General features: G+C 34.9%; 13 protein-coding genes. 12 read left to right on the forward strand and 1 reads right to left on the reverse strand.

The window, feature by feature from the left end; all coding sequences use genetic code 11:
- The first annotated feature begins 19 nt into the window (after window positions 1-19).
- The 12 genes from EKL96_RS06210 to EKL96_RS06265 all read left to right on the forward strand — a co-directional run bounded on the left by EKL96_RS06210 (window position 20) and on the right by EKL96_RS06265 (window position 12,917).
- On the forward strand, window positions 20-850 hold the full coding sequence (locus EKL96_RS06210) for a type 1 glutamine amidotransferase (protein WP_126459653.1): 831 nt from the start codon (window positions 20-22) through the stop codon (window positions 848-850).
- A gap of 12 nt (window positions 851-862) precedes the next feature.
- A complete protein-coding gene (locus EKL96_RS06215) occupies window positions 863-2,053 on the forward strand; it encodes a hypothetical protein (RefSeq protein WP_126459656.1) in 1,191 nt (396 codons plus the stop codon).
- 469 nt (window positions 2,054-2,522) lie between these two features.
- A complete protein-coding gene (locus tag EKL96_RS06220) occupies window positions 2,523-3,086 on the forward strand; it encodes a gluconate 2-dehydrogenase subunit 3 family protein (RefSeq protein WP_126459659.1) in 564 nt (187 codons plus the stop codon).
- A 54-nt stretch (window positions 3,087-3,140) separates the two neighbouring features.
- On the forward strand, window positions 3,141-4,844 hold the full coding sequence (locus EKL96_RS06225; protein WP_126459663.1) for a GMC oxidoreductase: 1,704 nt from the start codon (window positions 3,141-3,143) through the stop codon (window positions 4,842-4,844).
- Window positions 4,845-4,854: 10 nt separating this feature from the next.
- Complete coding sequence (locus EKL96_RS06230) at window positions 4,855-6,015, forward strand: Gfo/Idh/MocA family protein (RefSeq protein WP_233579272.1); 1,161 nt, start codon at window positions 4,855-4,857, stop codon at window positions 6,013-6,015.
- 38 nt (window positions 6,016-6,053) lie between these two features.
- Complete coding sequence (locus tag EKL96_RS06235) at window positions 6,054-7,106, forward strand: sugar phosphate isomerase/epimerase family protein (RefSeq protein ID WP_126459666.1); 1,053 nt, start codon at window positions 6,054-6,056, stop codon at window positions 7,104-7,106.
- A gap of 18 nt (window positions 7,107-7,124) precedes the next feature.
- Entirely contained in the window at window positions 7,125-7,499 is a 375-nt protein-coding gene (locus tag EKL96_RS06240) for a c-type cytochrome (RefSeq protein ID WP_126459669.1), read from the forward strand.
- A 101-nt stretch (window positions 7,500-7,600) separates the two neighbouring features.
- Complete coding sequence (locus tag EKL96_RS06245; protein ID WP_126459672.1) at window positions 7,601-9,061, forward strand: Gfo/Idh/MocA family protein; 1,461 nt, start codon at window positions 7,601-7,603, stop codon at window positions 9,059-9,061.
- A 24-nt stretch (window positions 9,062-9,085) separates the two neighbouring features.
- Complete coding sequence (locus EKL96_RS06250) at window positions 9,086-9,823, forward strand: DUF1080 domain-containing protein (RefSeq protein WP_126459675.1); 738 nt, start codon at window positions 9,086-9,088, stop codon at window positions 9,821-9,823.
- 57 nt (window positions 9,824-9,880) lie between these two features.
- Window positions 9,881-11,119: a nucleoside permease gene (locus EKL96_RS06255; RefSeq protein ID WP_126459678.1), complete on the forward strand. Its 1,239-nt coding sequence runs from the start codon at window positions 9,881-9,883 to the stop codon at window positions 11,117-11,119.
- 9 nt (window positions 11,120-11,128) lie between these two features.
- Window positions 11,129-12,022 (forward strand): hydroxypyruvate isomerase family protein, encoded by an 894-nt coding sequence (locus EKL96_RS06260; RefSeq protein WP_126459681.1) that lies wholly within the window; start codon window positions 11,129-11,131, stop codon window positions 12,020-12,022.
- Between the two features lie 19 nt (window positions 12,023-12,041).
- A complete protein-coding gene (locus EKL96_RS06265; RefSeq protein ID WP_126459684.1) occupies window positions 12,042-12,917 on the forward strand; it encodes a sugar phosphate isomerase/epimerase family protein in 876 nt (291 codons plus the stop codon).
- Between the two features lie 491 nt (window positions 12,918-13,408).
- On the opposite strand, the gene EKL96_RS06270 is transcribed toward EKL96_RS06265, so the two are convergent.
- Window positions 13,409-13,915: a DUF2911 domain-containing protein gene (locus EKL96_RS06270; RefSeq protein WP_126459687.1), complete on the reverse strand. Its 507-nt coding sequence runs from the start codon at window positions 13,913-13,915 to the stop codon at window positions 13,409-13,411.
- Window positions 13,916-13,959: the final 44 nt, after the last annotated feature.

Consider the following 13,959-nt stretch of genomic DNA (forward strand, 5'->3'; position numbering starts at 1 on the left):
TTGTTTTTTAAAAAAAAGTATGTCTAATAAAATTATAAAAATAGCCCTTCTGGACATGTACAATGGTGAACCCAACCAGGGAATGCGATGTATTATTGATGTAGTCAATAGGTTTAGTCCCGTTGTTAGTTTTGAAATATTTGATGTTCGGGTAAAATGTGAATTGCCGGACAAGAATAAATTTGACATTTATATTTCAACTGGAGGACCTGGAAATCCCTTAATTGGTGATGGAAACTGGGATGTAAAATACTATGAATTTATCGATTCCTTGAATAAATGGAATACTGAAAATAGTATTAAAAAACATGTTTTGTTCATTTGTCATTCTTTTCAAATGGCGTGTTTGCATTTTGGATTGGCTACGGTTACCAAACGAAATGACACTTCTTTTGGGGTGATGACCATTCATAAAACTAAAGAAGGACTTGTGGATCCCTTGTTCGAGGGATTAGCAGACCCTTTTTATGCGATAGATTCCAGAGACTATCAAGTGGTTCAACCCAAGTTAAGTATTTTTGCGAAAAAAGGAGCCAAAATTATTTCATTAGAGAAAATTAGGGATCATGTACAATACGAACGCGCAATTATGGCCGTGCGTTTTACCGATTATTTTGTGGGTACTCAATTTCACCCGGAAGCGGATCCCATTAGTTTTGTTTCTCATTTAAGAAATAAAGAAGCAAAGGAAAAGATTAAGAATATGAAAGGAAAAAAGAAGTTCAGAAACATGCTGGAGGATTTATTAGATGATGATAAAATATACAGAACTAATGAAACTTTGATTCCTAATTTCCTTCGAATAGCAATTAATGACTTGCTAAAAACAAAGAAGACACTTTCTAATTAATACGATTTCAAAATGATTTCAAAATATCGGAAGTTATTTAATACTCAATTTACAGAAAAAAAATATCAGGAATTCAAAGATGATATTGCTTCCGATTTTAATTACCTGCCTACTTTCCGGTTAGGCGAAACCCCCTTTTTTATTTCGAAGGAGCTTAAAGCACAATTGATTGAAGGCTGTAATGATGTTATAGCTTTCATTCAGAAAAACGACTTTAAATCACTTACAAATAAATCCTTAGAACTAAATAATACTGTTCCTAATGAGGATGAACATACTACCTTTTTAGCAATTGATTTTGGAATTTGTGAAGAAGACGGAGTACTTATTCCAAAACTAATTGAAGTACAGGGATTCCCCTCTTTGTACAATTATCAAATGCATTTGTACGAAAAATTTAAAAATCATTATCCATTTCTTAACGAATTAACTCCATTTATTAATGCTATTGAACCACAGGAATATCTTACTATTTTAGAAGAAGCGATTTGCAACCATCATCCAAAAGAAAATGTTATTCTTCTTGAAATAGAACCCGAAAAACAAAATACCAAGATTGATTTTTATTACTGCAAAAGAGACATTGGCATCCCTATCGTTTGTGTTACTGAACTCATAAAAAAAGGAAAACAACTGTTTTACAAAAATGCAACAGGCAATGAAATATTGGTAAAAAGAATTTACAATCGGGTTATTTTTGATGAATTGGATTTGAGAACAGATTTAAGACTTAATTTTAGTTTTTCAGATGATTTGGATGTGGAATGGGCGGGACATCCTAACTGGTTTTTCAGAATCAGTAAATTTATTTTACCTTTCTTAAAAGGAAAATATTGTATTGAAACGACACTATTGAGTGACTTGGCAGTAATTCCTCAGGATTTAGAAAACTATGTTTTGAAACCGCTTTTTTCTTTTTCAGGAACGGGCGTTATTTTTCATGTCACAAAAAAAGATATTGAAGCCGTTGTAGATAAAGAATTATATATTCTTCAAAAAAAAGTAAATTATCTTCCTATTGTACACGCTCCTGAAGGGAAAGTAAAAGCTGAAGTCCGAATCTTGTGTGTTTGGAAAAAAGGTGATGCCGCACCTACTCTACTCTGCAACTTAGTCCGCTTAAGCCGTGGCGAGATGATTGGCGTGAAATTCAATAAAGATAAAGATTGGGTTGGTGGCACTTTAGGTTTATTTGAAAGGTAGATCATACTTCCATTTTGTAACATTCAAAAAATTCCATTTTTTAGCGGGTTACAAATTTAAATTACTTCCTATTTTTAAAATATAAAAACTTCTTTTTTACTACAAAACAGGAAATATATAGTAGATTATTTGAATGGTTATTTAAGTAATACCGTCATTTTAACACATTGAAATGGTGTGAAAAGAAAATACAGTTGTATTTTATAATTAAAACCTTGTTAATTTTACATTAAAAATAATTTAAAAATCGTTTTTTATTCTTTTTTGCTTCTTCAAACATTTTTTTTTTCTTGATTTAATTGATTCCAACTGCTGTTTAATGAATTTTTGAAAGTGATTCCCTTAATAATTTGAAAAATATGGAATTATTCAATATTTTAACATAAAAAAAATTAACCTGTTTTTTTTTTCTTTATTATTGTAATGTTATAATAAATTAAGAAGAATCAATAATTTTAATAATTAGCAAATGAATAGAAGAGAAGCACTTAAAAGCGTTGCATTTTTGATGGGAAGCGCAATCTCAGCAACAACAATGGGCGTTTTATTTGAAAGTTTTACTTTGCCTGAAAAAGAAAAAAATAGCGTGTCTTTTTCTGCTGCAGATGAAGAAATTTTGGCTGAATTTGCCGATATCATTATACCTACTACAGCCTCTTCGGCAGGAGCAAAAGCTGCAGGACTGGGTGCTTTTATTCCAATGATTATTAGAGAATGTTATCCTGCAAAAATGCAAGAAATTTTTGCTTCCGGGATGCAGGAAATGCAAGCAAAATGCGCTAAAGATTTCAATAAGAATTTCTTATCAATGTCAGTTGAAGAGCGTCAGCAATTAATGACTTCATTACGAGATGAGGCAATTGCAACTGATAAAGCACCTTCATTCTTTTTGATTGCTAGAGATTTGACTCTTCTTGGCTATTATTCTTCAGAAATAGGTTGTACACAAGCACGAGAATACCTTCCTGTTCCAGGACGTTACGATGGTAGTGCAGACTACAAACCCGGACAAAAAGCTTGGGCAACCAACTAATTGTTACTAGAACCTTTTGTTATAAACTATTTTATTAAATAAAAAATACTACCCGTGAATATAAATACCAATTTGAAAGAGGAAAATACGTATGATGCTATTGTTGTAGGATCTGGAATTAGTGGTGGTTGGGCTGCAAAAGAACTTACCGAAAAAGGATTAAAAGTTTTGATGTTAGAACGCGGAATGAATATTGAGCACATCAAAGATTATGAATCGGCCATGAAAGCACCATGGGAATTTGAACGCGCAGGCAAGCTTACCGAAGAACAAAAAAGAACCCATCCTGTTCAAACAAGAGATTATCCATACAATGAAGCTACCGAAAAATGGTGGGTGAATGACTTGGAATGTCCCTATACAGAAGACAAACGTTTTGATTGGTACAGAGGATTTCATGTGGGTGGAAAATCTTTAATGTGGGGCCGTCAAAGTTACCGTTTTAGTGACCATAATTTTGAAGATAATGCCAAAGATGGTCATGGAAATGACTGGCCTATTCGATATAAAGACCTTACCAAGTGGTATGATTATGTAGAGAAATTCGCAGGAATAAGTGGGCAAGCTGAAAATTGGCCCCTATTACCGGATGGTAAATTTTTGCCTCCAATGGATTTAAATTGTGTTGAAAAATCAGTTAAAGAAAGATTAGAAAAACATTATAATAAAACCCGTATTCTTACAATTGGTCGTACTGCTAACTTAACTGTACCTCACAAAGGGCGTGGCAGCTGTCAGTACAGAAATTTATGCAGTCGAGGTTGTCCATTTGGCGCCTATTTTAGCACCCAATCCTCTACACTACCTGCTGCAATGGCAACCAATAGATTGACCGTGAGACCCTACTCAATTGTGAATCATATTATTTATGATAAAGACACTAAAAAAGCAAAGGGTGTTATGGTTATTGATGCAGAAACAAATGAAACTATGGAGTTTTATGCTAAAATTGTTTTTGTAAACGCATCCACTTTAGGATCAACATTCCTTTTATTAAATTCAACTTCAGAAGCGCATCCGAATGGAATGGGTAATGCCAGCGGACAATTAGGCCATAATCTTATGGATCATCATTTCCGTTGTGGTGCAGAAGGAACAGCTGAAGGTTTTGAAGATAAATACACGTACGGAAGAAGAGCTAATGGTATTTATATTCCAAGATATCAGAATGTAGGTAGTGATAAACGAGATTATTTAAGAGGTTTTGGGTACCAAGGAGGTGCCGGCAGAGGATCATGGCATAAAGAAGTTGCCGAATTGGCTTTTGGTGAAAACTTTAAATCGACTATGTCATTACCTGCTGATTCCTGGAGTATGGGATTAGGTGGTTTTGGAGAAATGTTGCCGTATTATGAAAACAAAGTGTACATCGATCATAGCAAAAAAGACAAATGGGGACAACCAGTTTTAGCTATTGATTGTGAATACAAAGAAAATGAAGCAAAAATGCGGGAAGATATGATGAATGATGCCGCAGAAATGCTGGAAGCATCTGGAATCAAAAATGTGCAAACCTATGATAACGATTGTTATCCTGGAATGGCTATACACGAAATGGGTACTGCCAGAATGGGTAATGACCCCAAGGATTCCGTTTTAAATAAATGGAATCAATTGCATGAAGTTAGTAATGTATTTGTTACCGATGGTTCTTGTATGCCTTCTATTGCGTGTCAAAATCCATCATTAACATTTATGGCTTTGACGGCTCGTGCCTGCGATTATGCAGTAAAAGAATTAAAAAAAGGAAATATTTAGGTTCATCATTATGAGAAAATTAAGAATGGGAATGGTCGGTGGTGGTCAAGATGCCTTTATAGGTGCAATTCACCGATTAGCCGCCAATATGGATGGACTAATTGAATTAAAGTGTGGTGCATTAAGTATAAAACCAGAAACCGCAATTGCATCTGGTAAAGCCTTGTTTCTTCCGGAATCAAGAACATATTTAACGTATGACGAAATGATTAAAGCGGAAGCGGCTTTACCTGCTGACGAAAGAATCGATTTTGTTACTATTGTTACTCCAAATTTTGCTCATTTTGCACCTGCAATGATGGCTTTGGAGCATGGTTTTAATGTAGTAATTGAAAAACCAATGACTTTTTCATTGGAAGAAGCAAAACTATTGAAACAAAAAGTAGAAGAGACAGGATTACTACTTTGTTTAACACATACGTACTCCGGGTATCCAATGGTCAAACAAGCGAAAGCTATGGTCAGCGAAGGAAAATTGGGTAAGATTAGAAAAGTTTTAGTAGAATATCCCCAAGGATGGTTAAGTACACTATCCGAAAGAGAGGGAAACGCACAAGCTGCATGGCGAACAGATCCTAAAAAATCCGGAAAAAGTTCTGTAATGGGAGATATTGGTACGCACGCCTCTCATTTAGCCGAATATATTACCGGGGCTAAAATTACCGATGTTTGTGCAGAATTAAACACATTAGTTGAAGGCCGCGTAATGGACGATGATGGAGCTGTACTATTGAAATTTGACAATGGTGCTAAAGGCGTTTTAATAGCATCGCAAGTAGCAGCTGGAGAAGAAAACGCTTTAAAAATCAGAGTTTATGGCGAAAAAGGTGGAATCGAATGGTTTCAACATGATCCAAACACTTTAACGGTTAGGTGGTTAGATGAACCAACTCAGGTTTTAAGAGCTGGATCTAACTATGCACATTTATCTTCATTTGCAACACATAATTGTAGAACTCCAGGCGGACATCCAGAAGGATATTTAGAGGCATTTGCTAATATTTACCGCAACTTTGCCTTAACGCTTGGTTGTAAATTAGAGGGCACAGCACCTACTGCTGAAATGTTAGATTTTCCTTCTGTTGAAGATGGAGTGAGAGGAATGGCATTTATTGATAACGTAGTAGCATCATCACAATCTGATAAAAAATGGACTCCTTACGTTTTGTAATTAATTAGGAATTCACAAAAATTTAGACAAAATATAATATGACAACAATACAAGGTCCAGCAGTATTTTTAGCCCAATTTATAAGTGATGAAGCTCCTTTTAATTCTTTAGATGGGATTTGTAAGTGGGCCGCTGATTTAGGTTTTAAAGGTATTCAAATGCCAACATTAGATACCCGTTTCATTGATTTACAAAAAGCCTCCGAAAGCAAAACGTATGCCGAAGAACTCAAAGGTACCGTTGCTTCTTACGGATTAGAAATTACAGAATTATCCACTCATCTGCAAGGTCAGTTAGTAGCCGTTCACCCCGCTTATGATGATTTTTTTGATGCTTTTGCACCGGTAAATGTGCATGGTAATCCTAAAGCAAGACAACAATGGGCTGTTCAACAATTAAAATATGCGGCAAAAGCATCCCAAAATTTAGGCCTAAATGCACATGCAACGTTCAGTGGATCTTTGCTTTGGCAATATTTTCACCCATGGCCACAAAGACCTCCGGGCCTAGTTGAAGACGGTTTTGCTGAATTAGCCAAACGTTGGTTACCAATTTTAAACGAATTTGACGAAAATGGGGTTGATCTTTGTTATGAAATTCATCCTGGCGAAGATTTGTTTGATGGGGAAACCTATGAAATGTTTTTAAAGGCGGTAAATAATCATTCCAGAGCGTGTTTGTTGTATGACCCGTCCCATTTTGTATTACAACAGTTAGATTACATTCAATACATTGATTTTTATCATGAACGAATAAAAGCCTTTCACGTAAAGGATGCCGAGTTTAATCCTACAGGAAAACAAGGAACTTTTGGAGGATATCAAAGTTGGGTAAATCGTGCGGGACGATATCGCTCCCCTGGAGATGGTCAAATTGATTTTAAAACGATATTCAGCAAACTAGCCCAATATGATTTCAAAGGATGGGCAGTAATGGAATGGGAATGCTGCATTAAAAATCAGGAAGATGGAGCGCGTGAAGGTGCTGAATTTATAAAAAATCATATTATAAAAGTTACTGATAAAGCATTTGATGATTTTGCGGCAGTAGAAACAAATCTGGCTTTTAACAAAAAAAACTTAGGATTATAAAAACTTAAATACAATAAAATGAAATTAAAATATTTCTTTTTTGGGGTTGCACTAATTAGTTTAACCTCATTTTCCAATGATAATTCAGAAGAAAAATATATTGAAACTACTGCGCAATCAAACCTTGTTGTTCAAACCTCTGAAGGAGAGAAATTAATAGCTAAATCCGATTGCATCGGATGTCATAAATTAGACAAAAAACTAATTGGTCCCTCCTACTTAGACATTGCTAAAAAATATGCTTTAAATGATAAAAATGTTGCCTATTTATCCGGTAAAATAATAAAAGGTGGCTCTGGGGTTTGGGGTTCAATTCCCATGTCTGCGCATGCTTCACTAAAAAAGAATGAAGCAAATTCTATGGCAAAGTATATTTTATCCTTAAAAAAGTAAATTAAAAGGCGCATTTAAAGAGTCAATATGATTCTAGAATGTCGAAAATAAAATCATGATGTTACACAATTTTTTGCTATAAACTAAACTGGATTAAAATAATGAAACAAAAAGAAGAAGAACAAGATAAAATTACAAATAACCGTCGTGATTTTATAAAAACAACCGCTATAGCTGCAGCGGCTTTTATGATTGTTCCCCGTCATGTTCTAGGACGAGGATTTGTTGCGCCAAGCGATCGTTTATCAATAGCCAGTATTGGTGTTGGTGGACAAGGTAAATTTGATGTCAGTATGTTTGCCAGAAGTGGAAAAGCGGATATATCGTTTTTATGTGATGTAGATACCAGAAGAGCCGCTGCAAGTGTAAATGCATTTCCTAAAGCTAAATTTTATACCGATTGGCGTGAAATGTTAGACAAAGAACATAAAAATTTCGATGCCGTTTCAGTTTCAACTCCAGATCATAATCATGCTATTCAAGCACTTGCTGCTATGCAATTAGGAAAACATGTGTATGTTCAAAAACCTATGGCACATGATATTTACGAAGCACGAATTTTGACACAAGCTGCTACAAAATATAAAGTGGTAACCCAAATGGGAAATCAAGGTGCCTCGAATGATGGTACCAGAATAATGAAAGAATGGTATGAAGCAGGTTTAATAGGCGATGTTCACACGATTCATGCTTGGACAGACCGTCCGGTTTGGCCTCAAGGGATTCCTTGGTCTGCTAATAAAGCGGATATTCCAAAAGAATTAGATTGGGATTTATGGTTGGGAACAGCTCCTTACAAAGAGTATGTAAATAAATTAGTGCCCTTTAACTGGCGCGGTTGGTGGGATTATGGAACAGGTGCATTAGGCGATATGGGCTGTCACTTGTTAGAAGCACCTTTTAGTGTATTAAATTTAAAATATGCTAAAGATGTTCAATGTAGTGTAGGTTCAGTATATGTAGATGAGTTTCAAAGAGGATATTTTCCTGAGAGTTGTCCTCCCTCCAGTCATGTTACCTTAACTTTTCCAAAAACGGAGAAAACAAACGGTGACGTTGCAGTACACTGGATGGATGGTGGAATTCAGCCGGAAAGACCTTCCGAATTAGGTTCGAATGAAATTTTTGGAGACGGAGGAAATGGTACCTTATTCACAGGAACAAAAGGAAAAATGATGTGTGATACCTACGGTTTAAATCCGCGTTTGCTTCCTCTAAGCAAAAATGAAAATCTCCAAGTTGCTCAAAAATATGCAAGAGTGATCGATGGTTCAGGAGGACATTACAAGCAATGGATTGAAGCCTCTATTGCTGGTTATGGAAAAAAAGAATTAAGTTCTCCTTTTGAAATTGCCGGCCCTTTAACTGAAGCTTTATTGATGGCAAATCTTGCGATCAGAGGATACGATGTGATGCGAGAAGAGCTTGGAGAAGAAGTGTACCCAGGACGTTCCGCAAAATTATTATGGGATAATGATGCCATGAGAATTACAAATTTTGATGAAGTGAACCAATTTGTGAAACGGGATTATCGTCAAGGTTGGAAAGCTTTAACTTTATAAGCAAGATTAATTATTAATTCAAAAATGATTAAAAATATTTGTACTTCATTACTTGTTATGATACTGATTCAAACCGCAAATGCACAGCAAGCGCCCATACCAAAAGGATTTAAATCCATATTTGACGGACAATCCACAACGGGATGGCACAGTTACGGAAAAACAACAGCTGGTTCCGGTTGGAAAACAGAAGAGGGTGTGTTGCATTTTGATCCTACAGCTGCCCAAAACGGTCAAGGAGGCGATTTGGTAACTAATGCAGAATACGAGAATTTTCATCTAAAACTAGAATGGAAAGTCGCGGAAAATGCCAATAGCGGTATTATTTTTTATGTAAACGAGGATTTGACAAAATTCAAAAATACTTATGAAACGGGTCTGGAAATGCAAGTATTGGACAATGACGGTCATTCTGACGGAAAAATTGAAAAACACCGTTCAGGTGATTTATATGATTTAATAAAAAGTACCTCAGAACCAGTAAAACCAGTAGGAGAATGGAATTCTGTTGACATAGTATGTAAATTTGGAAAACTGACAATGTTATTGAATGGCGTAAAAGTAGTTGAAACTACGCTTTGGGATGCTAATTTTAAAACATTGGTAGCCGGAAGTAAATTTGCTACTTGGCCAGGTTTTGCTGCATTCAAAAAAGGTAAAATTGCACTACAAGATCATGGAGATAATGTATGGTTCAGAAACATTATGATCAAAGAATGGAATACTATGAAAATTACAACCGGATGTGAAGCGGGTATGTAATTGATCTCTAAAAAATAAAAAAACAACCAAAACCAAAAAATAAAAAACCACTGACTAATGAATAGTACCATCCGAATTAAATTATCCATAATGATGTTCCTGGAATTTTTTATCTGGGGCGCATGGTTTGTAACCCTGGGCACATTTCTGGGTAATAATCTAAAAGCATCAGGATCAGAAACTGCTGCAATTTTTTCAACACAATCATGGGGCGCAATTATTGCTCCTTTTATTATAGGTTTAATAGCGGATCGTTATTTTAATGCAGAAAAGATTTTGGGAATTCTTCATCTCGCAGGTGCCTTTTTAATGTACCAAATGTATCAGTCAGAAGAAGTTGGCATGTTCTACACCTACGTTCTGAGTTACATGATTTTATACATGCCCACATTAGCATTAGTCAATTCAGTTTCTTTTAATCAAATGAAAGATCCGGAGAAAGAATTTGCAAATATCAGAGTTTGGGGAACTATAGGTTGGATTTTAGCAGGATTATCTATTAGCTTCATATTTCATTGGGATACTGCGGAAGCAATTTCTCAAGGATTTCTTAAAAACACCTTCCTTTTAGCAGGAATAGCCGCTTTAATTTTAGGTATATTCAGTTTTTCTTTACCAAAAACACCACCAAAAGTAAGTGAAGAAAAAATAAAAATTGGAGATATCATAGGTCTTGATGCTTTAAAATTGCTGAAAGATAAAAACTTCGCCATCTTTTTTATATCGTCAATCCTGATTTGTATACCTCTTGCCTTTTATTACCAAAATGCACATCCATTTTTGACAGAATCAGGCGTTGAAAATCCTACTGGAAAAATGGCAATAGGTCAAATATCCGAAGCATTATTCTTATTATTGATTCCTGTATTTTTTACCCGTTTTGGTTTCAAAAAAACGATCTTAATCGGGATGTTAGCATGGGCAATTCGTTATGTTTTATTCGCTTATGGCAATGGAAATGATTTAAGCTTTATGCTTATTATAGGTATTGCGCTGCACGGTATCTGTTATGATTTCTTTTTCGTTTCGGGTCAAATTTACACCAATTCAAAAGCGGGAGAAAAATACAAAAGTGCTGCTCAGGGTTTAATAACTTTAGCCACTTACGGGGTTGGAATGTTGATTGGCTTTGCTGTAGCAGGTTGGATAACGGACAATTATAAAATGGCAGATGGGGCTGTAAACTGGCAAATGGTGTGGATTATTCCTGCTGGAATTGCGTTTGCTGTATTCTTACTTTTTGCACTTTTATTTAATGAAAAAAACAAAGGAGAAGAATCCACTTCTGCTGTATAAAAATTAAAAATGAGTGCTAATTTAAATAGAAGATCTGCCATAAAAGGAATAGTAGCCGGAACAGTTGCGATGGGAATTCCTGCTGGATTTTCTGCTTTGGCTATGCCAAAAAAGGAAACAGCAACACCATTGGGTAAATTGAAAGGAAATATAAATCACTCCGTTTCTCGGTGGTGTTTTAATGACATAGATTTAGATACGCTTTGCATTGAATCCAAAAAGATAGGGATTACCGGGATTGATTTAGTAGGTCCTAAAGATTGGCCAACATTAAAGAAATATGATCTTGTTTCTACAATGTGCAACGGTGCAGAAATTAATTTAGTGGATGGTTTTAATGATATTAAATTTCATGAGACACTCTTGAAAAATTATATGGAAATGATTCCACTGATGGCAAAAGCCGGTTATAAAAATCTGATTTGTTTTAGCGGAAGCCGAAGAGGCAAAACAGATGAAGAAGGTTGGAACAATTGTATTGTTGGTTTGCAAAAACTAATTCCATTAGCTGAAAAGCATAATGTGATTTTAGTAATGGAATTACTAAACAGCAAAATTGATCATAAAGATTACCAATGTGACCGAACATCTTGGGGAGTGGAATTAGCGAAACGTTTGAACTCTGAGAATTTCAAATTGCTTTACGATATTTATCACATGCAAATTGATGAAGGAGATGTGATTAGAAACATAAGAGACAACCATCACTACATTACACATTATCATACCGCCGGCGTTCCAGGACGAAATGAAATTGATGATACTCAGGAACTAAATTACACTGCAATTATGAAAGCAATTGCAAAAACTGGTTTTAAGGGATTTGTGGGTCAAGAATTTGTACCTAAAAACCCGGACAAACTCGCTTCATTGAAACAGGCCATAGCAATTTGTGATATTTAACTACTCTAAAAAATAACCCATGATAAAAAGAAGAGAATTTTTAATTAATGCTGGTTTAGCATTAGGCGCATTAGCCATTGCTCCTTCATTTGCTTTTGACTCTAAAAAAAGAGCCATTGGGATTCAATTATGGACACTGCGCGATACGTTACCCAAAGATGTTAAAGGTGTTTTAGCGCAAGTTGGAAAAGCTGGATTTACTGAAGTAGAAACTTTTGGTTATTCAGTAGACAACGGCTTTTTTGGAACTTCGGTCCGCGATTTTAAATCAATATTAGATGACAATGGTCTAAAAGCTACGAGTAATCATTTTGATTTTAATTCGATGATCAAAGATGGTTCAACTGATCTTGTACAATCCTATGTTGAAACAGCCAACTATTTAGGAAGTGAATATGTAACAGTACCTTACATCGTTTCAGAATTGCGCGGAACTACTGGTGATGCCTATAAAAAATTAGCCTTACAAATTAATAAAGTGGGTGAGCTTTGTAAAGCTGGAGGTTTAAAATTAGCGTATCACAATCACGATTTCGAATTTACTAAATTCGGTTCAACGAATGGATATGAAATTTTATTAAACGAAACGGATAAAAACTTGGTTGATTTTGAAATGGATTTATACTGGGTCATTCGTGCTGGACATGATCCATTGGAATTATTCAAAAAATATCCGGGACGTTTCAAAATGTGGCACGTAAAAGATATGGATAAAGTAAATCCGGATTGGAATGCAGAAATTGGCACAGGAACAATAGATTTCAAGGGTATTTTTGCTCAAGCGGAACGTGCCGGACTGAAACGTTTCTTTTTGGAACACGAATCTAACTACAAACCAAATCCAATAGAATCTGCTGTAACCAGTTTCAATTACATTAAGAAAAACTTAATTTAAACATTTTAGAAAATTTTTTATAAAAAAAAGAGGCTGTCTTTTTGAGACAGCCTCCTATTTAAAAGTAATTCTAAGTAAGTCGAAAGTTTAAAAGTCGTAAAGTCAAAAGAATTAACTTTAAGTAAAACAGCTTTAAATCATATTGTTACATAATTTTATCCTGATTTTAAAATACGACATTATACCATAGTTATTACTTATTTCGTGACAATCCGCAAATCGTACTAAATTTATTAAAAAATTATTTCTAAAAAAGTATGCCACGAATTACATCATTTTTTTTGTAATTAAATAGAAATCCAGGGTAACTCAGGTACTTCATGACTGGAATAATTAATTGGGATTAGTTACACTTAAGTAAGTCGAAAGTTTAAAAGTCGTAAAGTCAAAAGAATTAACTTTAATCAAAACAGCTTTAAATCAGATTGTTACATAATTTTATCCTGATTTTAAAATACGACATTATACCATGGTTATTACTTAGTCATATTTTATTTTACAGAAAAAGGTATTTTCCAATTGCCCCAACTCAAAACAACAGTATTAGCACGGATCGTATAAACTAATTTTTCAGCAGCTGAAGCAGCAACTTCTTGCTTAACGGTAATACGTAGTTGGTCTTCTTTTTCTTTATACTTATATGCTCCCCACTGTTTGGCTTCTTTATTAAAAATAAGCACGCATTCTTTTTCATTTGGTATAACAAAAAAAGAGTATTTACCGGCTGGCAATTTAGTACCTTCAATTGTCAACTCTTTATCTGTTTCAAATGTTGTTGCGTCATTTGCTCCGGCACGCCAAACTTTATTAAACGGAACTAATTTTCCCCAAATTTCTCTTCCGTTGACTGATGGACTCCCATAATTGAGGGTAATTGTAGCACCATTAATTTCCCCTGTGGCTACTTCTTTGCTGCTGGTAGGTTTTCCTTGAGCAGCTATACAATTTACAATTAATAAGGCAATAAACGAAAAATGCATTTTTCTAAATAATTTCATGATTTAAAATGTTTTAGTTATCGTATAAAAGTAAAACAAGTAGC

This window comes from Flavobacterium sp. LS1R10, assembly GCF_003968825.1.
Classification (GTDB): Bacteria; Bacteroidota; Bacteroidia; order Flavobacteriales; family Flavobacteriaceae; genus Flavobacterium.